We start from the raw sequence: 25045 nt of genomic DNA, 5'->3' as shown, positions 1-25045 counted from the left end.
GCACCCGCGGGTGCCGGTGCCGGCAACTCTGCTATAACCCTCGGTTCATCCCAGTGAACCGCCGCACCTCAACGACGAGATCGCAATGCCCCGCCACATCCGCTCTGCCTGGTTGAAGACCCTGGCCACCGTCGCCGCGGTACTGCTGTTCGCCGGACTGGTGGGGTGGTTCTCGGGCCATCTGTGGCTGTGCATCGCACTGGGCGCGCTGGCTACCCTGGCCTGGCATTACTGGCGCCTGCGCAGCGTGCTGCGCCGCCTGACCGCGCGCCAGCGCTGGGACACCGCCGACGAAGGCACCGGCGTCTGGAACGAACTGGACCGCCTGCTGTACCGCAACCAGGTGGAAATGCGCGTGCGCAAGCGCCGCCTGCTGGACATGCTGCGCAGCTACCGTGCGGCAGCCGCCGCACTGCCCGATGCGGTGGTGGTGCTGGACCGCAACAGCCAGCGCGTGCAGTGGTTCAACGAAGCGGCCACCGCGCTGCTTGGCCTGCACCATCCCGGTGACCTCGGCGAAGCGCTGGTCGAACGGCTGCAGCCGATGCCGCTTGCCCACTGGCTGGCCGGTGGCCGCAATGCCGAACCGATCCTGGACGTGCCCTCGCCGGTTGATCCGGCGATCCGCCTCAACCTGCGCCTGATTCCCTATTCGTCGGACTACTGGCTGCTGATCGCCCGCGACGTCAGCAAGCTGCTGCGCCTGGAACAGGTCCGCCGTGACTTCGTGGCCAACGTTTCGCACGAACTGCGCACGCCGCTCACCGTGGTCCACGGCTACCTGGACATGATGGACCCGGACGATTTCCCCGGCACCGGGCCGATGCTGGAGGAAATGCGCAAGCAGAGCCAGCGCATGGCCCAGCTGGTGGAAGACCTGCTGACCCTGTCGCGGCTGGAATCGCAGGAGCACAGCGAGGACGAGACCGTGGCCATGCAGCCGATGCTGGCCACCCTGCGCCGCGAAGCCGAAGCACACAGCCAGGGCCGCCACCAGATCAGCATCGACGACCTGGCTGGCGTGGACCTGCAGGGCTCGACCAAGGAACTGCACAGCGCGTTTTCCAACCTGGTCACCAATGCGGTGCGCTATACCCCGGCCGGCGGCCGCATCGCCGTCGAGTTCCGCCGCGAAGGCGATGGCGCGGTGTTGGCCGTGCGTGATTCCGGCTACGGCATCCCGGCCACGCATCTGCCGCGCCTGACCGAACGTTTCTACCGCGTCTCCAGCAGCCGTTCCCGCGAAAGCGGCGGCACCGGCCTGGGCCTGTCCATCGTCAAGCACATCCTCGGCCTGCACCACGCGCGGCTGGAGATTGAAAGCGAGGTCGGCAAGGGCTCGGTGTTCTCCTGCCATTTCGATGCCGACCACGTGCGCCCGCGCGAGTCCGCCCCCCTGACTTCCATCGAAGAATGACGCCATGAGCAGCCTCGGATCCCTCCCCCTCCCCGTGAGCCCGGACAATGATCCGCTGCGTGATCCGGCGCTCTACATCAACCGCGAACTGTCGCAGCTGGATTTCAACTTCCGCGTGCTGGCGCAGGCCATGGACCCGCAGGTACCGCTGCTGGAGCGCCTGCGCTTCATGTGCATCTCCTGCACCAACCTTGATGAATTCTTCGAGATCCGCGCCGCCGCCGTGCGCCACGCGCAGGAGTTCGGCCTGCCACCGGCGCCGGACGGCATGAGCCCGCAGACCATCCTCACCGCCATCCATGACCGCGCCGCCGAGCTGGTGGACCAGCAGTACCGCTGCTGGAACGAGACCCTGCGCCCGGCGCTGGCGGAGGCCGGCATCGGCGTGCTCGGCCGCCAGTCCTGGAACCACCGCCAGAAGCGCTGGCTGCGCGCGTACTTCCGCAACGAGATCATGCCGGTACTGTCGCCGCTGGGCCTGGACCCGGTGCATCCGTTCCCGAAGATCCTCAACAAATCGCTGAACATCGTGGTGGTGCTGAAGGGCACCGATGCGTTCGGCCGCGCCGGCCACCTGGCCATCGTGCGCGCGCCACGCTCGCTGCCGCGCATCATCCAGCTGCCCGAAAAGCTTGGCGGCCCGCAGAACTTCGTGTTCCTGTCTTCGGTGCTGTCGACCTTCGTCGATGAACTGTTCCCGGGCATGGAAGTCCTGGGCGCCTACCAGTTCCGCGTCACCCGCAATTCCGAGCTGGTGGTGGACGAGGAAGAAGTGGAGAACCTGGCGCTGGCACTGCGTGACGAGCTGGTCGATCGCGGCTACCGGCCGGCGGTGCGCCTGGAGATCGCCCATGACATGCCGCGCGACATCGTGCGCACCCTGCTGCAGAATTTCGGCCTGACCGAGAACGCGGTGTACCGCATCGACGGCCCGGTCAATCTCAACCGCATCATCCAGCTGTACGACCTGATCGCACAGCCGGACCTGAAGTACCCGCCGATGACCCCGCGCACGCTGCGCGACAGCGATGGCATCTTCGAGACCGTTGCGCGACATGACCTGCTGCTGCATCACCCCTTCGATGCCTTCACCGCAGTGCTGGACCTGATCCGGCAGGCGGCGGTTGATCCGAACGTGCTGGCGATCAAGCAGACCCTGTACCGCACCGGCAAGGATTCGCTGATCGTCGACGCATTGATCCAGGCCGCGCGCAACGGCAAGGATGTGACCGTGGTGGTCGAGCTGCGTGCGCGCTTCGACGAAGAGGCCAACCTGGGCCTGGCCGATCGCCTGCAGGAAGCCGGCGTGCAGGTGGTGTACGGCGTGGTCGGCTACAAGACCCACGCCAAGATGCTGCTGATCGTTCGCCGCGAGGGCCGCAAGCTGCGCCGCTATGTGCACCTGGGCACCGGCAACTACCACAGCGGCACCGCCCGTGCTTACACCGACATCAGCCTGATCACCGCCGATGCGGACATCGGCAACGATGTGCACCTGCTGTTCCAGCAGCTGTCCGGCCTGGCGTCGAAGATGAAGCTCAAACGCCTGCTGCAGTCGCCCTTCACCCTGCACACCGGCATCCTCGGCCGCATCGAGCGCGAAACCCGCATCGCCGCCACGGGCCGTCCGGCGCGGATCATCGCCAAGATGAACGCACTGAACGAACCGCAGGTGGTGCGCGCGCTGTATGCCGCCTCGCAGGCCGGCGTGCAGATCGACCTGATCATCCGTGGCGCCTGCACCCTGCGCCCGGGCGTGCCGGGTATCTCGGACAACATCCGGGTGCGCTCGATCGTCGGTCGATTCCTCGAGCACAGCCGCGTCTACTGGTTCGGCAACGATGGTGCGCCGGAAATGTACTGCGCCAGCGCCGACTGGCTTGAGCGCAACCTGCTGCGCCGGGTCGAGACCTGCTTCCCGATCCTCGATCCGGAACTGGTCAAGCGGGTGTACCGCGAGGTCCTGCAGAACTACCTGGATGACAACCTCAATGCCTGGGAACTGGACGCCGAGGGCATCTACCACAAACGTGCCCCGGCCCACGACGAAGCCCCGCATTCTGCGCAGATGGCATTGATGCAGGGGCTGTAACCCGGTGTGTCGACCCAGGTCGACACCCACCAACAGCCGCGCGGAACGCCGTCCCGGCAGATCGCAGAAATCTGTCGAAGGCGGGGTGGGGGGGCTACATGGACGTACTTGCGCCGTCCCCCGCAGCCGGACCCACCCCGCCATCCCACGGATAGCCCGCTTTTGCCGTTGCCGTTGATTCGGCAGGTGCAGGGCGCAGCCCTGCCGCACTCTCCTCTTCCAAAATGTGAAGGCCGCGCGGTGACGAGCACACCGCTCCTTCGGCTAACATTCGTCCATGCCGCATACCACCACGACTCCGCCCGCATTGCAGGATGGCGACCTGCTGGCCGCCATCGACCTTGGCTCCAATAGTTTCCACATGGTCATCGCGCGCTACACGCTCGGCCAGCTGCGGGTGATCGACCGCCTGCGCGAGACGGTGCGGATGGCCGACGGGCTGGATGGCAAGGGCGGACTCTCCGCGGCGGCCCGCCAACGCGCGCTGGAGTGCCTGGCCCGCTTCGGCCAGCGCATCCGCAACGTGCCACCGCACCGGGTGCGCGCACTGGCCACCAACACCGTGCGCCAGCTGCGCTCGCCGCAGTCGTTCCTGGTCCCGGCCGAGACCGCTTTGGGGCACGCCATCGAAGTGGTCAGCGGTCGCGAAGAAGCGCGCCTGATCTACCTCGGTGTCGCCCATGCACAACCGCCCAAGCCCGGCCAGCGCCGGCTGGTGATCGACATCGGCGGCGGCTCCACCGAATTCATCATCGGCATGGGCATGCAGACCCTCGAGCGCGAAAGCCTGCAGGCCGGCTGCATCGCCAGCACCCGCCGATTCTTCCCGGGCGGCAAGCTGAGCAAGAAGCGCTGGAAGGACGCGCTGGCCGAGATCGGCCGCGAGTTCCAGCCCTTCGCCAGCAAGTACCGTGCGCTGGGCTGGCAGGAAGCACTGGGTTCTTCGGGCACGCACAAGGCGATCAGCGAGATCTGCGCGACGATGAAGCTGAGCAAGGGCGCGATCACCGCCGAAGCCCTGCCACAGCTGCGCGACGAACTGCTGAAAGCCAAGAAGATCGACGACATCCAGTTGCCGGGCCTGTCCAGCGACCGACGTCCGATCATCGCCGGCGGCATCCTGGTGCTGGAAGCGGCCTTCCAGGCTCTGGGCCTGCAGAAGCTGCTGGTCAGCAAGGCGGCGATGCGCGAAGGCATCCTGTATGACATCGTCGGCCGTGCCGGCGAGAACGATCTGCGTGACGAATCGGTGGCCGCGCTCAGCCAGCGCTATGGCATCGACATGACGCAGGCCGACCGCGTGCAGGAGACCGCACTGTCACTGCTGGAGCAGGTGCAGGAAAACTGGAAACTGGATGCCGACGATGCCCGCATGCTGGGTTGGGCTGCACGCCTGCACGAGCTGGGCCTGATGATCGCGCACAGCGGCTACCACGTGCACGGCAGCTACGTGCTGGAACACTCGGACATCGCTGGTTTCTCGCGGCAGGAACAGCAGATGCTGGCCGCGCTCGTGCGCAGCCACCGCCGCAGCATCACCAAGACCGCCTTCGATGCCCTGCCCGAGCGCCTGCTGCTGACCGCACGTCGGCTGGCCGCCCTGTTGCGCCTGGCGGTGCTGCTCAACCGCGCGCACGAGGACGCCCCGCTGCCAGCGCTGGAACTGACCGCCGACGACAACCGGCTGTCGCTGATCGTGCCGCAGGCATTCATCGATGCCCGCCCGTTGCTGCGCGCCGACCTGATCGGCGAGACCGACGGCATCGCCGGGCTGGGCATCCAGTTCCGTCCGTTCGTGGCCTGATCCTGCCGGGACGACGCCCGTCCCACGCGCCAATTTGCGCTGCGCCGCAACATCGCGGCCTTGGTGGCGACGGGCACTTGCGTCGCAAGTTCTGGTTTTTCCTCACATATTCATCACACCGATGACATGCAAGGAAATCTTTCGACATAAGTTCTTTACAACCTCTTAACTACCGAGACTAGTATCGGAGCACCGGCGCAGTTCGGCTGGGCCATTGGATGCCTTCCTTGGGCATCTCCGTACGTCTTTGAGAGAGAGAGAACGTAATGACTTCACGTACCGTGTTGGGCAAGGCGATTGCCCACGCCCTGGTGACGACCACCGCCCTGGCCGCCGTGCCGGCGTTCGCCCAGGATGCTGGCAGCGCCTCGCCGACCAATCTGGATCGCATCGAGATCACCGGTTCGCGCATCCGCCAGGTCGATGTGGAAACCTCCCAGCCGGTGCTGGCGCTGTCCCGCGTCGAGATCGAGCGCCAGGGCTTCAGCTCGGTGGCCGACATCCTGCAGAACGTCACCGCGATGGGCAGCCCGGCCATCAGCCGCGCCAACGCGCTGAGCGCGGGCGAGAACACCGGCGGCACCTACATCGACATGCGCAACCTGGGCGCACAGCGCACGCTGGTGCTGGTCAACGGCAAGCGCCTGGGCATCAGCACCTCCGGCTACCAGGACGTGTCGTCGCTGCCGGTGTCGGCAGTGGAGCGCATCGAAGTGCTGAAGGATGGCGCTTCGGCCATCTACGGTTCCGACGCGATGGCCGGCGTGATCAACATCATCACCCGTTCCAACGTCAACGGCGTGACCGCCAACGTCTACCACGGCCAGTACAGCGAAGGCGATGGCGCCCGTGACCGCTTCGACGTGGTCGGCGGCTGGAGCAATGACCGCGTGTCGCTGACCCTGGCACTGGAACACTCCGAGGAAAAGAGCGTCTGGGCCAAGGACCGCTGGTTCAGCAAGTACGGCGTGAGCGACCGCCACCCGAACGATCCCTCCAACTGGACCACGCTGAGCCAGTGGGGCCAGTTCACCGGCCTGAAGGGTGGCCCGGGCTGCACCAACACCAGCCAGGGTTGCGGCTACTCGCTCAACCGCGGCGCTGACCCGACCAACCCGGCCAATTACCATCTGACCGACGCGACGCCGTTCACTGGCGACGTCAGCAACGCCAACGAGCAGATGCACGTGATGTATCCGCTCAAGCGTGATTCGGTGTACTTCGACGGCCGCTTCAAGATCACCGACCAGGTCAACCTGCGCACCGAATTCGGCTACAACAAGCGTTCGGCCGAGCGCCAGATCGCAGGCTACCCCCTGCAGTCCAGCTCGGTGTCGATCTCGGGTGACCCGACCGCCACCGGCCTGATGTCCAAGGACAGCTACTTCAATCCGTTCGGCAGCCAGCACGGCTATGCCAAGCCAACCGACGTGGCCTGGAACCGCCGCACCTGGGAAATCCCGCGTGTAAGCACCAGCGAACTGAAGACCTACCGCGCGGTCGTGTCGCTGGATGGCACCTTCGAGATCGGCCAGCGCTACTTCGACTGGGATGTGGGCTACCAGTACAACCGCAACGAGCTGACCGCCACCGCCACCGGCAACCTGCACAAGAAGCGCGTGCGCGACGCCGTGGGTCCGTCGTTCCTGGATCCGGCCACCGGCAAGGTGATGTGCGGCCGCCCGGGTGCGGTGATCGACGGATGCAAGCCGTGGAATCCGCTGGTGCCCTACGGCAGGAACGATCCGAACGGCCTGACCGGCAATGAAGAACTGATGGCCTGGCTGTTCCCGGCCGAGCGGACCACCGGCCGGACCACCACCAAGAACGCGTTCGCCAACCTGTCCGGCAGCATCATGGCCCTGCCGGCCGGCGACCTGGGCTTCGCCTTCGGCGTGGAAAGCCGCAAGGAAGACGGGCGCTACACCCCCGATGCCCTGGCCCAGACCGGCGCCACCACCAACCTGGCCGCCGGCCCGACCGGTGGCAGCTACAACGTGAAGGAAGCCTACCTGGAGCTCAACGTGCCGGTGCTGGCCGACCTGCCCGGCGCGCGCGAACTGAGCTTCAATGCCGCCACCCGCTTCTCCAAGTACAACACCTTCGGCAACACGCTCAACAGCAAGTTCGGCTTCAAGTGGAAGCCGATCGACCAGCTGCTGGTCCGTGGTACCTGGGCCGAAGGCTTCCGCGCCCCGACCATCAACGACCTGTACGGTGGCGGTTCGGAAACCTTCGCGCAGTTCAGCGATCCGTGCGACACGCAGTTCGGCTCGTCCAAGAGCAGTGCCGAAGTCCGCGCCCGCTGTGCACGTGATATCGCTGATGCCGCCAACTTCCGCCAGCTGAAGCAGGGCAATGTCCCGGTGACCACGGCGCAGGATGCAACCCCGACGCCGTTCGTGTCCGGTTCCAATCCGCTGCTGGTTCCGGAAACCTCCACCAGCAAGACGCTGGGCGTGGTGTGGAGCCCGACCTTCATCAGCAACTTCAACGTCGCGCTGGACTGGTGGAAGATCCGCATCGACAACACCATCGTCGGTGACAGCCCGAACCAGATCCTGAAGGATTGCTACGAGCAGGGCATCGAAGCACGCTGCAGCCGCTTCAGCCGCGACCCGTCCACCGGCATCGTCACCGGCCTGAAGTTCGGCAACCGCAACGCCGGCTTCGCCGAGACCGAAGGTTACGACCTGGATGTCAGCTACCGCGTCGACACCAGCTACGGCAAGCTGAGCGCAGGCTGGACCAGTACCTATGTGAGCAAGAACGTCTATCGCTCCACCAACGATGTCCGCGATGCGATCACGCCAATCAACGGCGTTGCCAACACCATCGGCACCGCCACCAGCCTCGCGTTCCGCGTGCGCTCGAACCTGGTGCTGGGCTGGGATGTGGGCGACTTCGGCGTCAGCTGGACAGCGCGCTACTACTCCGGCGTGAAGGAGCGTTGCGCCAATGCCAGCCTGTATCCGGACGAGTGCTCCGATCCGACCTTCCTGGCGCCGTGGCTGAAGGCGCCGACCGCCTACAACGAGCGCGGTGCAGTGACCTTCCACGACGTGCAGTTCCGCTACAACCTGCCGTGGGACGCCACCGTGTCGGTGGGCGCCAACAATGTGTTCGGCAAGGAAGCCCCGGTGATGTACAGCAAGCCGAACTCGTCGTTCTCCTACTACGGTGGCTACGACATCGGACGCTTCATGTACATGAAGTACCAGCAGCGCTTCTGATCCATCGCGCTGTCATCTGCAACAGGAACCACGGCCCCTCGGGGCCGTGGTTTTTTCTTGCCCACGGTGGCCGGCACCTGCGTCATCTGGCGGTCGCAAAGCCGTCATGTCCACTACATCGCCATAGCCGAGCATGCCGGAAACCCGGAGGCCCGCCATGCGCTATGCCATCGTCACCGAGACCTATCCGCCGGAAGTGAACGGCGTTGCCCTCACCGTGCAGGGCCTGGAGCAGGGACTGCGTGATTCCGGCCATGAAGTCGACCTGGTCCGACCGCGCCAGGCCAGCGAAGCACTGGACTCGGCACCGGGCACGCTGCTGGTTCCCGGCGCCGCGCTGCCCCGCTACCCCGGCCTGCGCTTCGGCCTGCCGGCGCCGATCCGGCTGGGCCGCCATTGGCAGCAACAGCGTCCAGACGCCGTCTACGTCGCTACCGAAGGCCCGCTGGGCTGGTCCGCACTGCGTACCGCACGCCGTCTCGGCATCCCGGTCGCCAGTGGCTTCCACACCCGCTTCGACGAGTACCTGCCCGACTACGGCGTGGCCTGGCTGCAGGCTGCCGCGATGCGCTGGATGCGTCGTTTCCACAACCAGGCCGATGCCACCCTGGTGCCGACCCACGAGCTGCAGCAGTTCCTTGGCGAACAGGGTTTCGAGCGTGTGCGCCTGCTGGCACGCGCGGTCGACAGCCAGCAGTTCGATCCGGGCAGGCGCGACCCGGCACTGCGCGAGGAATGGGGCGTGGACGGCAACGGCCTGGTAGCGATCTACGTTGGCCGCATCGCCGCGGAAAAGAACCTTGGCCTGGCTGTAAAGGCGTTCCGCAAGCTGCAGCAGATCCGCCCGAAGGCACGCTTCGTGTGGGTGGGCGATGGTCCTGCACGCGAAAAGCTGGCGCACGAGAATCCTGACTTCATCTTCTGCGGCATCCAGCGCGGCGAAGCGCTTGCACGGCATTTCGCCAGCGGTGACCTGTTCCTGTTCCCCAGCCGCAGCGAGACCTTCGGCAACGTGACTCTGGAAAGCATGGCCAGCGGTGTAGCCACCGTCGCCTTCGATTATGGCGCCGCGCGCGAGTACCTGCGCAACGGCGAGAATGGCGCAGCAGTGGACAATGATGAGCAGTTCGTCGAGGCCGCCGTGCGGCTGGCTGCCGATGATGCGCAACGCCACCTGCTGGGCAGCAACGCCGCGCGCGCGATGAAGCGCCTGCATCCACAGCAGGTGGTCGCCGAATTCGATGCCCTGCTGGCCGAGCTGGCCCACTCGCGGAGGAGCGGCCATGCGCACCACGCGGCTTGAATTGCTGGCCGACCGCGAAGCGCGCCTGTGCAGGCGCGCCAACCACTACTGCCGGCGTCGCCGCGTGCGTCGCCTGTTCTCGGTCATCAGCCGGCTCGGCGATGGCGTGTTCTGGTACGTGCTGATGGGCGCGCTGGTGCTGCTGGATGGCTTCGACGGCCTGCGCGCCTCGGTGCACATGGCGGCCACCGGCCTGGCCGCACTGCTGCTGTACAAGGGCCTCAAGCGCTGGACCCGGCGCCCGCGCCCGTACGCGGCCGACCTGCGCATCCGCGCCTGGGTGGCACCGCTGGACGAGTTCAGCTTCCCCTCCGGCCACACCCTGCACGCGGTGTCGTTCACCATTGTCGCGCTGGCCTACTACCCGTGGCTGGCGCCGCTGCTGGTGCCGTTCACCGCTGGCGTTGCGCTGTCGCGGGTGGTGCTCGGCCTGCATTACCCCAGCGACGTGCTGGCCGCGACCGGCATCGCGGTGCTGCTGGCCTCGGCCAGCCTGGCCTGGTTGCCGCTGCCGGTGTGACGGCCGCCGGGCATGGCCCGGCGCTACCGTCATCGTGGATGGCCTAGAATGCAGGCATGACCACGCTGTTCATTTCCGACCTGCATCTGGACCCCAGCCGTCCGGAAATCACCGACCTGTTCCTGCGCTTCCTGCGCGAGCAGGCGCCCGGCGCTGATGCCCTGTACATCCTCGGCGACCTGTTCGAAGCCTGGATCGGCGACGACACGCCCTCGCCTGCCGCCGACGCGGTGGCCAATGCGCTGAAGGTGCTGTCCGACAGCGGCGTGCCGGTGTACTTCATCCGCGGCAACCGCGACTTCCTGCTCGGCGAGGACTACGCACGCCGTGCCGGCCTGCGCATCCTGCCCGACCCGTGCATGATCGAGCTGTACGGCCGCCCGGTGCTGCTGCAGCACGGTGACCTGCTGTGCACCGATGACATCCCCTACCAGCAGTTCCGTGCGCAGACGCGCGACCCGGCGTTCCAGGCGCAGTTCCTGTCACAGCCGCTGGCGGCACGCATCGCTTTCGCACAGAAGGCCCGCGACGCCAGCCAGGCGCGCCAGTCCGAGATGAAGCAGGAAGACCGTGCGCAGTTCGAGTCGGTGACCGACGTGGCCCCTGCCGAAGTCGAGGCCACCTTCGTCCGCCACGGGGTGGACACCATGATCCATGGCCATACCCACCGCCCGGCAATCCACTCGCTGCAGGCCGGTGGACGCGGCTGTACCCGCATTGTTCTGGGTGACTGGTACGAACAGGGTTCGGTGCTGCGCGTGGATGCCAGCGGCTGGTCGCTGGATACGCTGGCCCGCGAATGATCGATCGCAGGTTGCCAACCAAGGTTGGCATCTACCGGAGCAGGTAAACGCGCCCGGGTAGACGCCGACCTTGGTCGGCGCCTGGACTCAGCGGAAGGCCGCGATGGTGGCCTTGGTGTTGACCAGCACGCGCTGGTTGTCGGCGGTGCTGGCATTGCCCATCGGGATACCGTTGTAACTGATGTTGGGGTTGGACCAGTAGTTCAGGCGCGGGCAGCTGCGGGTGCAGTTGTAGGCCATGATCGTGCGCCAGCCGGTGCCCGTCGACGGCTCATAGCGATAGCCATGGCCATAGGCATAGGGCGAGGTGCTCGAGTCGGTGGCGATGTCATGCCGCGCGCTCTGCAGGTGACCGATCTCGTGCGCGAACGAGTAGTAGCCGGTCGCGCAATCCCAGTACACCGCCGCGAACGCGGTCGATGCCGTCGAGCCGATACCCGAGGCCAGGCCGCAGTAGGCGGTGTTGTTGATCAGCAGTACGCCCACATCGGCGGCGGTGGTGTTGCGACTGGTATGGATGCTGTCCATGTAGCCATCGCTGGTGCCACGGAAGCGCGCCAGGTCGGTATCGAAGCTGCCCGACTCGGTGTAGCTGGTGGTCTCGTAACCGGCCAGCTGCATGGTGATGCCGACGTTGCTGTTGACGTAGCCCTGGTTGGACTCGGCCACCGCCAGCTGCACCAGCGACTGCATGTTGCCGCCGTAGGCCGCCACCGCGGCATTGGTCGCCACCACCAGCACACGGATGGTCGCGGGGGTGCCGGACGAGGCCTGTGCGATGCCGATGCGATCGTTGTCGCCCATCGGGATCTTCGGCAGCTGGTTGTAATCGGCCGGATGGTCGGCCGGCATCCGCGACTCATCCACCTCCACCAGCACATGGCGGTTGCCCAGCGGGCGCAGCCGGTACAGCTTGCCGTCCTTGCGGATGGAACCGGTGATGGTGTTGCCCGAGCGCACCAGGATCAGCGAGTTGCCGGGATCGTCCTGTCCGTTGGAGGTTGCCGCGGTCAGCTTGTCCGAAGGCGAGCGGAACTGGCCGTACCAGATGCTGCCACCCTCGGGCAGCGCCTCGAGTTTGCTGCGCACTGCCTGCACGCGCTGGCCAAGCAGCTCGAACTCCAGTTGTGGCTGCGCAGTGGCCGCTGCGTCGACCCGGACTTCCTGCACCGTCGCAGTAGACGGGGTGGCCAGCAGCTTGCCCAGCGCGGGCTCACTGTTTGCCGATGCCCGGCTGATGACCGTCACCGGCTCGAACAACGGTGCCGCATGCGCGGCCGCTGCCACCGACAAACCCAACACCAGGCCACCTGCCGCTTTGCCAATCGATCTGGACAACATTGCGTCGCTCCTTGAATGATGTGAACAGCGTTGATGCAGCACGCCCGGGTTTGCCGGGTCTGGCCATATGGCCTGCGCGGGTCGTGTGAATTCAATAGTTGATGCGAATGAAAATCAGGAATTGTGATCAACCGCATCTGCGTTCAGTCAGGTCAAAAGCGTCACTACACATCGCAGATACACATTTTTCGCGCTACTTTGACGCGGCCACGACGAGGAATGCACATGGCACGATCGCAGGACACGGACGAAGATGTCGGCTTGCTGCGGATCGGCCTGTTCTTCGATGGCACCCGCAACAACGCCCACAACCTGGCCCGCGGTCGCCCGCAGCAGCCGCATCCACGCCCGGTGCAGCTGCGCGCGGATGATGACTCGACCTACCAGAGCCGGCTGACCAGCAGCTACGACAACGGTGAGACCAACATCGCCCGGCTGCAGCAGCTGTATCCGGACAGCCGCCGCGATGCCGTGGCCACGCCTTCGCTGTCGATCTATGTGGAAGGGGTCGGCACCCGCGATGATGCCGACGACGATCTGATCGGACTGGCCTTCGGCATCGGTGCCAGCGGCGTCCGTGCGAAGGTGCAGCGCGCGCTGCAGGTTCTGCTGCCGGCTGCACTGGCCGGGCTGGCCGCGCGCTGGCGACAGCCGCTGCGCCGCGTGCAGCTGGATCTGTTCGGCTTTTCACGAGGCGCCGCCGCGGCGCGTGATATCGCCAACCAGCTGCAGGGCTGGGACGGTTCACGCTGGCGCCAGCTGCTGCAGGGGGCGGGCCTGGCCTGTGCCGCCGACTTCGCCCCCGCGGTGCCGGTCGTGCGCTTCATCGGCCTGTTCGACACCGTGGTCGCGGTCAGTGGCGGCCGCGCCGATGAACAGCCACGTCTCGCTCTGCGCAGTGACATCGCCGCGCACGTCGTGCAGCTCACCGCGCGCGACGAACATCGCCAGCACTACCCGCTGACCAGCGTGGCACCGCCGTTCACCGAGATCGCCCTGCCCGGGGTGCATGCCAACATCGGGGGCGGTTACAACCAGCTCGAGGAAGGCCCCAAGCTGCTCAGCCGGCCACGGCGGCAGCAGCTGCGTCGCCCCGCCGTTGCTGACTACCAGATACCGCCGCTGGCGATGCTGCAGGCCACCATCGCCTACGCTGAAACGCAGGCCGATGCGGAGCGCTGGCGGCAGCAGCTGGGCGTCGGCGACAAGGAAATCTGGGTGGATGTCTGGCACCAATGGCAGCAGCAGCGCCGGGCCGGCAGCCGCAGCGTGCTGTTGTCACCCGTGCTGTACGTCACCGCCGCAGTCGTGCTGCGCAGGCGCATCGACTGGCGCTACCAGCTGATCGCCCTGCAGGTGATGCAGCAGCATGCGATCGATGCCGGCGTGCAATGGCGTGCGCAGGCCGCCGGGATCCAGGGCTGGGAACTTCCATCCGCCCTGCAGCCGATCGCGCGTCGCCTGGTCGCCGGGCAGGCACTGACCCAGACCCAGGAAGCGCTGCTGCGCCGTCGCTACCTGATGCAGTCGGCACACTGGAATTTCGATGCCCTGGGCGATACCGCACTGACCTACGCCGCCGACGCCGGCGTCAGCGAGCTGCCGTATCGACCGGGCCCCGGACTGTTCTACATCAACCGGCCGACCGTGGATGGCAAGCGCGTGGTGCTGCCGAACGCATGAAAAAGGGGACGGAGGGAATCAAGTCGTTTGTGCCATAAGCGACTTAATTACCTCCGTCCCCTTTTTCTCAGCCGGCCTGCTCGACCAGGTTGGCGAGCTCGTCGGCATCGAAGCCGGCCAGCAGGCGCGCTTCGATGTTGAACGGCCCATGCAGGTAGCCGCCGGCGTACTCCAGCAGCAGCTCCTTGAAACGCGCGCGCGGCTCGACACCGGCGCGGTCGCAGTACCAGCGGTACCAGCGCGATCCGGCCGCGACATGCGCGACTTCCTCGCGCAGGATCACTTCCAGCACATCGGCGGTATCGCCATCGCCGACATTACGCAGCTTCTCGATCATGCCCGGGGTCACGTCCAGGCCACGCGCTTCCAGCACGCGCGGCACCAGCGCCATGCGTGCCAGGCCGTCATGCGCGGTCTTCTCGCACATTTCCCACAGGCCGTTGTGCGCAGGGAAATCAGCGTAATCGTGACCGTGCACCTGCAGGCGCTCGCGCAGCAGCATGAAGTGCCGCGATTCGTCGTCGGCACAGCTGACCCAGTCGGCGTGGAACGCCGGCGGCAGGCCGCGGAAGCGGTACACCGCATCCCAGGCCAGGTCGATCGCGTTGAGTTCGATGTGGGCAATGGCGTGGATGAAGGCGGCACGCCCCTCCACGCCGCCCAGTCCGCGCCGCGGCACTTCACGCGGATGCACCAGCCGCAGCTGCGCTGGCCGGCCCGGCATGCGGATCGGCTCCGGCGGCGGTGCATCAGCGGCCACCTTCAGGCGGCCGGCACGGAACGCGGCGGCGCAGGCCTGGGTCAGCGCGACCTTGCGCAGCGGATCGGCTTCGGCCAGGCACCGCTGCGCGGCGCGCAGCAGGTCGCCTCCAACCTCGGGCACGTCCATCACGCCTGGGCCTCAGGCGCGGCGCTTGTGCTTGGCGTCGTCCGAACGCAGCTGCTGGATGCGCTCGAAATAGCCCGGTTCGATGCCGGTCGGGTAATGGCCGTTGAAGCAGGACGAATCGAAGTTGCGCAGTGCCGGGTTGCCTTCGCTCACCGCCGCTTCCATGTCTTCCAGATCCTGGTAGATCAGCCAGTCGCAGCCCAGGTGGGCTTCGATCTCTTCCACCGTGCGGTTGTGCGCCACCAGTTCTTCGGCGGCCGGCATGTCGATGCCGTAGATGTTCGGGAAGCGCACCGGCGGCGCCGCGCTGGCCAGGTAGACCTTGCGTGCACCCGCATCGCGGGCCATCTGCACGATCTGCTGGCTGGTGGTGCCGCGCACGATCGAGTCGTCCACCAGCAGCACTACGCGGTTGCGGAACTCCAGGTGGATCGGGTTGAGTTTGCGACGCACCGACTTCACCCGCTCGCCCTGCCCCGGCATGATGAAGGTACGGCCGATGTAGCGGTTCTTGATGAAGCCTTCGCGGTACTTCACCCCGAGCACGTTGGAGATCTCCAGCGCCGCATCGCGCGAGGTATCCGGGATCGGGATGATGGTGTCGATGTCGTGGTCCGGGCGCAGGCGCAGGATCTTCTCGCCCAGCTTGATGCCCATGCGCATGCGCGCCTTGTGCACCGAGACGTTGTCGATCATCGAATCCGGACGCGCGAAATACACGTATTCGAAGATGCACGGGGTGTGCTCGGCCGGCTCGGCACAGATCTCCGAGAACAGCTCGCCGCGCGCGGTGATCACCAGCGCTTCGCCCGGCTGCACGTCACGCACGCGCTGGAAGCCCAGCACGTCCAGCGCCGCCGACTCGGAGGCGACGATGTACTCATCGCCCTCGGCGTGGCTGCGCTTGCCCAGCACCAGCGGGCGGATGCCATGCGGGTCACGGAAGGCGACCAGGCCCAGGCCGAGCACCACGCTGACCACCGCGTAGCCGCCCTTGCAGCGGCGGTGCACGCCGGCGACCGCGCGGATCGCGGCTTCCGGGCTGAGCTGGCGCTGTGCGTCCAATTCGAACGCAAACACGTTCAGCAGCACTTCGCTGTCCGAATCGGTGTTGACGTTGCGGCGGTCCTGCTCGAACACCTGCTGGCGCAGCGCCTCGGTATTGATCAGGTTGCCGTTGTGGGCCAGCGCAATGCCGTAGGGCGAATTGACGTAGAACGGCTGTGCCTCGTCCATGCCTTCCGAACCAGCGGTGGGATAACGCACATGGGCGATGCCGACACTGCCTTCCAGGGTCGACATGGTGCGCGCATCGAATACATCGCGGACCAGGCCGGTGGCCTTCTGCACGCGCAGGCGGCTGCCGCTGGCGGTGGCGATACCCGCCGCGTCCTGGCCACGGTGCTGGAGGACGGTCAAGCCGTCATACAACTGCCCGGCGACGTTCTGGTTGCCGACGATTCCGACGATGCCACACATGGTGCGAGGTCTCCGCTGGGCTGTGCCCAGTTACAGGGAAGGTGGCCGTACCTGGCCTGGGGGGGCGCCCGCAGCAGGCGCGGGCCGCGCCGGACGCGCAGGCGCCGGCTCGATGTTGCTGGGCAGTGTGGGGGCCGGCCGGGGCTCCCGCTCCACGTCCACGGGCTGCGGCCATCCGCCACCCGCCACTACCGCGTTGAGGACACCATTATCGCCTGTCGCCGTCGGCTTGCCCAACACCTGCGGTGTAGATGGGGCATTCTCGGCCAGGGGCAAGGGCAGCTGCACAGGCAACAGGCCGTCCAGTGGCAGGGCCTGCGGCAACAGTTCGTCCAGTTGCGGCAGCTGGGCCTGCATCCAGGCCACGGCCGGCTGCAGCACGGGCCGCAGCTGCGACTGCTGCCAGGCCGGTTCGCCCGGCAGCGCCGTGAAACCGGCCAGCAGCAACAGGACACTGGACAGGAACAGCCCGCGGACCAGGCCCAGGGTACCGCCGAGCAGGCGGTCGACGCCGCCGAGCAGGGTCAGCTTGATGGCGGCCTTCAGCAGCAGGCCGATCAGCCCCACCACCACCACGGTCACAACGAACACGCCCAGGTATCCGGCCAGATAGTGGCCGGTACCCGGTGCCTGGGGGGCCGCCCACCAGTGCGAGGCTTGATTGCCGAAGGTGAAGGCCATCCAGCCGGCCAGCAACCATGACACCAGCGCGACCACCGTGCCGACAAAGCCGCGGATGAAACCGAACAGTACGGAGGCGCCGATCAGCACGCCCAGCACGATATCGATCACGCCGCCCGCTCCTGCCGGTGGCTGCAGCGGGCGACGCGCGCGGTCACGGGTGCGGTCGGACCATGCCGGCCACGCCGACCTTGGCGGCGACCTGGGCCTTGAGCTGCTCCGCATCGGCGCGGTTGGCCACCGGCCCGACGCGGACGCGGTGCAGGGTGCCCTTTTCGGTGCGCACCTGCTCGACGAAGGCACTGAAGCCGGCGGCGCGGACCTTGTCACGCAGCGCGTTGGCATCGTTGGCCTGGCCGAACGCGCCCAGCTGCACGGCAAAGCCGACGCCGTTGGCGGCCGGTGCCGCCGGCGTCGCCGGGGCCGTCGCCGGCTTGCTGGCCGTCGCATCGGGCTTCGGCTCGGGTTTGGCTTCCGGCTTCGCCGCCTCGGGCTTCGGCGCCGGCTTCGGCGGTTCCGGCCTGGTTGCCGGAGTGGTGGTGGCCGTCGGCGTGCTCGGCGGCAGGCTTTCGCTGCGCACCGGATTGCCACTGGCCGACGGTGCAGTGGCTGCAGCCGGTGTGCTGGCGCTGGATGCAGCCGGGGCCGTAGTCGCGGCAACGGCGGCACTGTTGGCCGCAGGCGCATCCAGGGCAATGACTTCGGCCTTCACGTCGGCGCGGATCTTCACCGCCTGCAGGCGCGCGGCCTCGGCCTGGGCGCGGTCCGCATACGGCCCGACGCGCACGCGCCACGCCTGGCGACCGTTGATGGTGGCCGTCTCGGCGAAGCCCGGCAGCTGCGAGCGCTTCAGGTAGGCAATCACCGCATCGGCGTCGGCCTTGCTGCCGTAAGCGCCGAAGGTGACCGCATAGTTGCCGGCGGCAACCGCCGGCGAGGTGTCCACGGTCGGCGGTGAGGCAGGCGTTGCAGCCTCCTGCACCGGCCTGGCCTGGCCGGTCTGCAGCCCGGTGGCGCCGCCTGCCGGCGCGACCAGCGGCAGCTCGCGGGTTTCGAACTGGCCATCGGCCGGCGCATTGGGTGCGGCGATCGGCACATTGGCGACACCACTGTCAGGTGCCGGCCCCTTGACCAGCATCGGCAGGAAAATCACGGCCAGCGCCACCAGCACGATGGCACCAATCAGACGCTGTTTCAGGGGCGTATCCACGTGAGGCAGGCAACTGTCCGGAGGTTGCCATCGATTATACGGGTGCCGGACCGGACGGCGTCGGCGTTGGCTGAACGCAGATCAGGCTTCGCCGCTCAACCAGTGCAGGGCGGCCGCAGCGGTATGGAACGAGCCGAACACCAGCACGCGGTCGCCGCGCCCGGCCTGCGCCAGCACCTGTGCCAGCGCCTGCTCGACGCTGCCGGCCAGTGCTGCCGAGGCGGCCACGGTACCGGCCAGGCGTGCCTGCAGCTGGGTAGCATCCTGCCCACGCGGGCCATCGAGCCCGGCCAGGGTCCACTCGCCCACCACGTCCTGCAGGGCCTGCACCACGCCCACTGCGTCCTTGTCCTGCAGCGCGGCGTATACCGCCAGGGTGCGCCCGGGCACCACTTCGGCCTTCAATGCGCGCGCCAGCTGGCCCGCGGCCTGCGGGTTGTGGCCGACATCGACCCGGATCTGCACGCCATTCCGCTCGAAGGCCTGCATCCGGCCCGCGATGCGCGCCGCAGCGATACCTGCTGCCCAGGCGGCACGCGGCACCGGCTTGTCCAGCGCGCGCAGCGCGGCGATGGCGGCGCCGGCGTTGGCCAGCTGGATCGGGCCGGCCAGGGCCGGGGTCGGCAGTTCCATGCGCATGCCGACATCACGCCAGCGCCAGCGCTGGGCATCGATCGGCTCGTAGAAGTAGTCGCTGCCGCCGCGGATTGCATTGGCACCGACCAGATAGGCACGTGCGAGCACGCTCGACGGCGGGTCGGTCTCGCCCAGGATCACCGGCTTCCAACCGCGGATGATGCCGGCCTTCTCGGTGCCGATCGCTTCGCGATCCTCGCCCAGCCACTCGGCATGGTCGATGTCGACGGTGGTGATCACCGCGACATCGGCATCGACGATGTTGACCGCATCGAGACGGCCACCCAGGCCCACTTCCAGCACCGCCAGATCCAGTCCGGCATCGGCGAACAGCCGCAGTGCGGCCAGCGTGCCGTACTCGAAATAGGTCAGCGTCATGTCGCCGCGCGCCGCTTCAATGGCGTTGAACGCGGCGACCAGCGCCGCATCGTCCACGTCCTGGCCGTCGATGCGCACGCGCTCGTTGTAGCGCAGCAGGTGCGGCGAGGTGTACGCGCCGACCTTCCAGCCGGCGGCACGCGCGATGGCTTCGATGAAGGCCACGGTGGAACCCTTGCCATTGGTGCCACCGACCACGATGGTGCGCTTGGCCGGCACGTCCAGTCCCATTGCCGTGGCCACGGCGCGCACGCGCTCCAGGCCCATGTCGATGGTCGCCGGGTGCTGGCGTTCAATGTAGTCCAGCCAGTCGGCCAGGGTGGTCGGGGTGTTCGTCACGGCAGCGGTTCCAGCAGAAGCAGTTGATGCGAAGGGATGGATCAGAGGGCGCGGTGCTTGGCTTCACCGAAGAACGGCGTGTGGTGGGCGCAGTCGTTCAGGCGCACCACTTCCAGGCTGTCCAGGTCGGCGCCTTCAAGCAGGTTGAGCGTGGTCGGGGCCTGGCGGAAGGTCCACAGGCGGGAGATCGGCAGGCCCAGCACCTTGCACAGGATCACCCGGTTGACTGCGTCATGGGCGACCACCAGCAGGGTGTCGTGCTCACCGAGACCTTCGGTGGCACGCGCCAGGCCACGCCAGCTGCGTTCCAGCACCAGCCGCAGCGATTCGCCGCCGGGCATCAGCACGGTGTCCGGCTCCTCGCGCCAGGCCTGCAGGCGCGACGGGTCCTTCTCGTGGATCTCGCTGGCCAGCAGCCCTTCCCATTCGCCGTGGGCGATTTCCTGCAGCTCCGGCTCGGTCAGCAGCATGTCGGCGCGGGCAGCGCCAAGCGCCAGCTGCGCGGTGCGCTGCGCGCGCGACAGCGGCGAGGCGACGGCACGGGTAATGTCCACCGAGGCCAGGCGGGCACCCAGTGCCTGGGCCTGGGCTTCACCGATCGGCGAAAGCGGGATGTCGATCTGGCCCTGGTAGCGGCCTTCGGCGTTCCACGGCGTTTCGCCGTGGCGGGCAAGCAGGATGCGCATGCGTGCAAGGGGTCCTGGGGGGAGGAGGTTCCGCGTTTCGTTCACATCCTGTGAAGTACGCGGAACACGGATGATACCCGTTCGGCGCACCGGGCCGGGCCGGGCATGAAAAAACCCCGCGACGTGGGTCGCGGGGCTTTGGGATTTGCCGGCCAGCGGCCGGCACTACCGCAACCGGCTTACTTCGCCAGGTTCAGTTCCTTCAGCAGCTCCGGTGCCGGCGCCACTTCCTGCATGATCCACTGCATGTAGCGGCTGTCGACCGCGATCATGCGGGTCATCACCGGATCGAACACCCAGTTGGAGCTGACCGATTCCCAGTTGCCGTCGAAGGCCAGGCCGACCAGCTTGCCATTCGCATCCAGCACCGGCGAGCCGGAGTTGCCGCCGGTGATGTCCAGGTTGGACAGGAAGTTCACCGGCACCGAGCCGACGCGCTTGTCTTCCAGGCCGCCGTAGCGCTTGGCCTTGACCGCGTCGAGCAGGGCCTTGGGCGCATCAAACGGATCCACGCCGGTGTCCTTGGCGACGATGCCCTCCAGCGTGGTGAACGGGGTGTAGGCCACGCCGTCCTTGGGCTCATAGCCCATCACGTTGCCGAAGGTGATGCGCAGCGACAGGTTGGCATCCGGGTACACGAACTCGCCCTGGCTCTTCTTGTAGTCGGCCAGTGCCTGCAGGTACAGCGGGCGCGCGGTCAACGACTCGCCTTCGCGGATCTTCTTCTGCTCTTCCTGCTTCAGCAGCGACGGCATGATCGCCACCGCGTACTGGATGGCCGGATCGGTGCTGGCTTCAAACGCGGCGCGGTCGGCCTTGAACCACTTCAGGCGCGCGTCCAGGCTGCCCAGCTCGGTGCCCGACAGCTTGCCCACCAGCGCCTTGACTGCGTTGGCATCGCTGCCGCCCAGCCAGGTGTTCAGCACATCGTTGTTGCGCTGCGCGGCCGGCAGGGCGACGTACTGGTCCAGCCAGTAGGTCTGCAGCTGCTGGTCCATCTTCGCCACATAGCGGCGATCCATCTGCTTCAGGCCACCTTCCAGGGTCGGCAGGTCGCGCTGCTGGTAGCCGACTTCACGCTCGGCATCCGGCTTGGTGCGCTCGATCGACAGGCGGTACAGGCCGATGGCGGCGCTGACCGCCGAGGTGTTGTTGAACTGGCCGACGAACAGGTCACGCTCGCGGGTCGCCTTGCTGGCGTCCAGGTGCTTGATCAGCTGCGCGTGTGCGGCCAGGGCCGGCTTGCCGGCGGCGCCCTGCTTCTTCAGCCAGGCCAGCACAGCGGCTTCTTCAGCCTGCTTCTGGCCAGCGGCGTCGATGCGCTTGAAGCCTTCCAGCTGGCCGGCATAGTTCTTGGCCACGTTGTTCATGCTGGCCGCGGTGGCGGCGTACTTCACCTTGACGTCGGCGTCGGCCTTGCCGGCCTCGTCGATCATCTTCAGCACCGCGTTGTAGTGCCTGGCGATGGTCGGGTAGGTCCAGCTGGCGGTTTCGTTGAATTCACCGGCCAGCGCGTAGCGGTTGGTGCGGCCCGGATAGCCGGCCACCATCACGAAGTCGCCGGCGCCCAGCGGCTGGTCGGTGAACTTCAGGAAGTGCTTGGGCTGGTACGGCACGTTGTCGGCCGAGAACGCCGCCGGCTTGCCGTCCTTGCCGACGTAGGCGCGGTAGAACGAGAAGTCGCCGGTGTGGCGCGGCCACATCCAGTTGTCGACGTCGCCGCCGTACTTGCCGACGCTGCCCGGGGGCGCGTAGACCAGGCGCACGTCCTTGATTTCCATGTTGCGGAACAGGCGGTAGGTGTTGCCGCCGGAGAAGGTGTACAGGCGGCAGCGGAAGCCTTCCTCGGCTTCACAGGCGGCGACCTGGGCCTTGTCGAAGGCGTCCAGCGCGCGGCTGCGGGCCAGCGGATCGTTGCCGGCAGCGGCAATGGCGGCCTTCGCCTGGGCGGTGACGTCGGTGATCTGGTCGAGCACGTAGACACGGGCGTTCGGGCCGGCACTCAGCTCATCGCTGTGCTTCGGGGCGTTGAAGCCGTCCTTGATCAGGTTCTTCTCGGCGGTCGAATTCAGCTGGATCGCGCCGTAGGCACAGTGGTGGTTGGTGACCACCAGGCCCTGCGGCGAAACGAAGCTGGCGGTGCAGCCGCCAAGCGCGACCACGGCGCCCATCGGGTCGCCGGTGAGGTTGGACAGCTGCTCCGGGGACAGCTTCAGACCGGCTTTCTGCAGCGGGCCGGCGATTTCCGGCAGCTGCTGCGGTACCCACATGCCTTCAGCGGCATGGGCGACCTGGACCAGCCCAAGGCTGGCGACGATGGAGAATGCAAGCAGGTTCGAGCGCATGGAGCGGCCCCTGGTAGTGGAACCCTTGATTGTAGCCCGCCACCCTGCCCCGCCCCGAACCCCGGAAGTCATGGCCCGGGCGCACCGACGCCCCGGTAGCAGCCAACCTTGGTCGGCACTCACGCATCCGCCGGGCCATGCCCGCCGAGCACAGCGTCCATGTTCGAAATGCCCCCCGGCGCACGCCTTTCGTTCCGCCACTGCACCCGCAGCGCAACATAGGAAATCCGCGCGGCGCCCTATAATCCGCGCTTTCCCCCTGACGAGTTCCACCCCGATGGCGCAGCAAACGATGAAGGCCCTGGTCAAGCGCGAAGCGGCCAAGGGCATCTGGCTGGAAGAGGTTCCGGTGCCGACCCCGGGCCCGAACGAGGTCCTGATCAAGCTGGAGAAGACCGCGATCTGCGGTACCGACCTGCACATCTACCTGTGGGACGAGTGGAGCCAGCGCACCATCAAGCCGGGCCTGACCATCGGCCACGAGTTCGTCGGCCGCATCGCCGCGCTCGGCTCGGCGGTGACCGGCTATGAGATCGGCCAGCGCGTCTCGGCCGAAGGCCACATCGTCTGCGGCCACTGCCGCAACTGCCGTGGCGGCCGTCCGCACCTGTGCCCGAACACCGTCGGCATCGGCGTCAACGTCAACGGCGCCTTCGCCGAATACATGGTGATGCCGGCCAGCAACCTGTGGCCGATCCCCGACCAGATCCCGTCGGAACTGGCCGCGTTCTTCGACCCTTACGGCAACGCCGCGCACTGCGCACTGGAATTCAACGTGATCGGCGAGGACGTGCTGATCACCGGCGCAGGCCCGATCGGCATCATCGCCGCCGGCATCTGCAAGCACATCGGTGCACGCAACGTGGTGGTGACCGACGTCAATGACTTCCGCCTGAAGCTGGCCGCCGACATGGGCGCGACGCGCGTGGTCAACGTCGCCAACCAGTCGCTGAAGGACGTGATGAAGGAGCTGCACATGGAGGGCTTCGACGTGGGCCTGGAAATGAGCGGCAATCCGCGTGCGTTCAACGACATGCTCGACTGCATGTACCACGGCGGCAAGATCGCCATGCTCGGCATCATGCCCAAGGGCGCCGGCTGCGACTGGGACAAGATCATCTTCAAGGGCCTGACCGTGCAGGGCATCTACGGCCGCAAGATGTACGAGACCTGGTACAAGATGACCCAGCTTGTGCTGTCCGGCTTCCCGCTCGGCAAGGTGATGACCCACCAGCTGCCGATCGATGACTTCCAGAAGGGCTTCGACCTGATGGAACAAGGCAAGGCCGGCAAGGTCGTGCTCAGCTGGAACTGATCCATCGTGCCTTCGGCACGTTGAATCAGTCCGCGCATGTTTCCTTATCCCCGCGCCGTTGGCGCGCCCCCTTGAACAACAAGGGGGCTCCCCCCCAGCCGGGATCAGGAACACTGCGGAATTGAAAAAGGCGCCCGATGGGCGCCTTTTTCGCAAAGCGTGCCAGGCAAGCCTGGCACCTGCCGTAACGCCTGCGGCGTTACTTGCCGATGGCCACGGTCAGCAGCACGCGGCTGTGTGCGAGCTTGCCGGAGTTGTCGCGTCCATTGCCGTCGGTGCCGTAGTAGCCCAGGCCGACATCGAACAGGCCGAACTTGCGGCTGACGCCGACGTTCCAGTCGGTGTAGTCCTTGGCCAGGCCCTTCTCGAAGCTGCTGCGGCCCACATTGGCGTTCAGCGTGAAGTCCTGCGGCAGGCCCCACTGACCGCCGACGCCGTAGTACCAGCCGTCGGTACCGCTGTTCCACTGGTCGTTGGTGTAGGCCACGATCAGCTTGTAGGTCTCGTCCAGCGTGGTGGTGGTGACCAGCTCGTTGTAGTTCTGGCTGCTGGCGCCGAGGTAGGTGTAGCGGTTCAGCAGCACGTCGAAGTTGACGCGCGGGGTGACGTCCACGCCGTAGCCGATCTGGTAGTCGATCTCGGTGTTCGGGTCGCCCGGTCCGAAGTCCACGCCCGAGCCCCAGACACCGGCGTACAGGCCGACCGGCGAGGTGTAGGTGAAGCCCGCCTGCAGGGTCGGCTTTTCGTCGGTCTGCGACACGCCGCGGAACAGGTAGTCCGACACCGCAGTGACATTCCAGCTGTAGGGCGATTCGTTGTCCTGGGCGCTGGCGGCGAACGGCGCGAGGGTCAGGGCGGCGGCAATGGCGAGGCAGGCACGGGCGTGCTTCA

At 67.0% G+C, this 25045-nt stretch carries 18 protein-coding genes; 9 read left to right on the top strand and 9 right to left on the bottom strand.

All coding sequences use genetic code 11. From position 1 onward, the window contains the following. The first annotated feature begins 85 nt into the window (after window positions 1-85). From phoR to lpxH, 7 genes are all read left to right on the top strand, one after another. Window positions 86-1417, top strand: a complete 1332-nt coding sequence (phoR, locus tag QRO93_RS10365; RefSeq protein WP_008267063.1) for a phosphate regulon sensor histidine kinase PhoR — start codon at window positions 86-88, stop codon at window positions 1415-1417. A gap of 4 nt (window positions 1418-1421) precedes the next feature. Further along, window positions 1422-3509: a polyphosphate kinase 1 gene (ppk1, locus tag QRO93_RS10360; protein WP_053448907.1), complete on the top strand. Its 2088-nt coding sequence runs from the start codon at window positions 1422-1424 to the stop codon at window positions 3507-3509. Between the two features lie 277 nt (window positions 3510-3786). Continuing rightward, complete coding sequence (ppx, locus tag QRO93_RS10355) at window positions 3787-5313, top strand: exopolyphosphatase (protein ID WP_180878946.1); 1527 nt, start codon at window positions 3787-3789, stop codon at window positions 5311-5313. 266 nt (window positions 5314-5579) lie between these two features. Beyond that, window positions 5580-8546, top strand: coding sequence for a TonB-dependent receptor domain-containing protein (locus QRO93_RS10350; protein WP_180878944.1), 2967 nt, complete (start codon window positions 5580-5582; stop codon window positions 8544-8546). Between the two features lie 157 nt (window positions 8547-8703). Further along, window positions 8704-9849, top strand: a complete 1146-nt coding sequence (locus QRO93_RS10345) for a glycosyltransferase family 1 protein (protein WP_180878942.1) — start codon at window positions 8704-8706, stop codon at window positions 9847-9849. Continuing rightward, a complete protein-coding gene (locus tag QRO93_RS10340; RefSeq protein WP_004154533.1) occupies window positions 9830-10369 on the top strand; it encodes a phosphatase PAP2 family protein in 540 nt (179 codons plus the stop codon). Before QRO93_RS10345 ends, QRO93_RS10340 begins: the two co-directional genes overlap by 20 nt. Before the next feature lie 56 nt (window positions 10370-10425). Continuing rightward, window positions 10426-11172 carry a UDP-2,3-diacylglucosamine diphosphatase gene (lpxH, locus tag QRO93_RS10335; protein WP_053448904.1) on the top strand — a complete coding sequence of 249 codons (747 nt, stop codon included), beginning with the start codon at window positions 10426-10428 and terminating at the stop codon, window positions 11170-11172. Window positions 11173-11259: 87 nt separating this feature from the next. On the opposite strand, the gene QRO93_RS10330 is transcribed toward lpxH, so the two are convergent. After that, complete coding sequence (locus tag QRO93_RS10330) at window positions 11260-12513, bottom strand: M12 family metallo-peptidase (protein WP_053448903.1); 1254 nt, start codon at window positions 12511-12513, stop codon at window positions 11260-11262. 225 nt (window positions 12514-12738) lie between these two features. Between QRO93_RS10330 and QRO93_RS10325 the strand changes: the two genes are divergently transcribed. Beyond that, the gene (locus tag QRO93_RS10325; protein WP_180878940.1) at window positions 12739-14196 is read left to right on the top strand and encodes a DUF2235 domain-containing protein; all 1458 of its coding nucleotides are present in this window, start codon (window positions 12739-12741) and stop codon (window positions 14194-14196) included. Window positions 14197-14263: 67 nt separating this feature from the next. Here QRO93_RS10325 and QRO93_RS10320 read toward each other — a convergent pair whose 3' ends face one another. From QRO93_RS10320 to QRO93_RS10290, 7 genes are all read right to left on the bottom strand, one after another. Then, entirely contained in the window at window positions 14264-15085 is an 822-nt protein-coding gene (locus QRO93_RS10320; protein WP_180878960.1) for a ferritin-like domain-containing protein, read from the bottom strand. 12 nt (window positions 15086-15097) lie between these two features. Beyond that, on the bottom strand, window positions 15098-16564 hold the full coding sequence (purF, locus tag QRO93_RS10315) for an amidophosphoribosyltransferase (protein WP_008265108.1): 1467 nt from the start codon (window positions 16562-16564) through the stop codon (window positions 15098-15100). 30 nt (window positions 16565-16594) lie between these two features. Next, entirely contained in the window at window positions 16595-17356 is a 762-nt protein-coding gene (locus QRO93_RS10310; RefSeq protein WP_053448900.1) for a CvpA family protein, read from the bottom strand. Between the two features lie 43 nt (window positions 17357-17399). Then, a complete protein-coding gene (locus QRO93_RS10305; RefSeq protein ID WP_180878936.1) occupies window positions 17400-18455 on the bottom strand; it encodes an SPOR domain-containing protein in 1056 nt (351 codons plus the stop codon). An 81-nt stretch (window positions 18456-18536) separates the two neighbouring features. Then, complete coding sequence (folC, locus tag QRO93_RS10300) at window positions 18537-19808, bottom strand: bifunctional tetrahydrofolate synthase/dihydrofolate synthase (RefSeq protein ID WP_180878934.1); 1272 nt, start codon at window positions 19806-19808, stop codon at window positions 18537-18539. A gap of 41 nt (window positions 19809-19849) precedes the next feature. Beyond that, entirely contained in the window at window positions 19850-20494 is a 645-nt protein-coding gene (locus QRO93_RS10295) for a histidine phosphatase family protein (RefSeq protein ID WP_008268389.1), read from the bottom strand. Window positions 20495-20673: 179 nt separating this feature from the next. Further along, window positions 20674-22839: a S46 family peptidase gene (locus QRO93_RS10290; RefSeq protein WP_053448897.1), complete on the bottom strand. Its 2166-nt coding sequence runs from the start codon at window positions 22837-22839 to the stop codon at window positions 20674-20676. A 292-nt stretch (window positions 22840-23131) separates the two neighbouring features. On the opposite strand from QRO93_RS10290, the gene tdh reads away from it, so the two are divergent. Continuing rightward, a complete protein-coding gene (gene tdh / locus QRO93_RS10285) occupies window positions 23132-24154 on the top strand; it encodes an L-threonine 3-dehydrogenase (RefSeq protein WP_008267065.1) in 1023 nt (340 codons plus the stop codon). Between the two features lie 199 nt (window positions 24155-24353). Here tdh and QRO93_RS10280 read toward each other — a convergent pair. Then, window positions 24354-25045, bottom strand: a 692-nt coding sequence (locus QRO93_RS10280) for a TorF family putative porin (protein ID WP_285304151.1), incomplete at its 5' end; no start/stop codon positions are given.

This window comes from Stenotrophomonas maltophilia group sp. Smal17 (assembly GCF_030237045.1).
GTDB classification, from domain to species: domain Bacteria; phylum Pseudomonadota; class Gammaproteobacteria; order Xanthomonadales; family Xanthomonadaceae; genus Stenotrophomonas; species Stenotrophomonas forensis.
The sequence above is the reverse complement of the archived record's forward strand: the minus strand, read 5'-3'. Positions and strand labels throughout refer to the sequence as shown.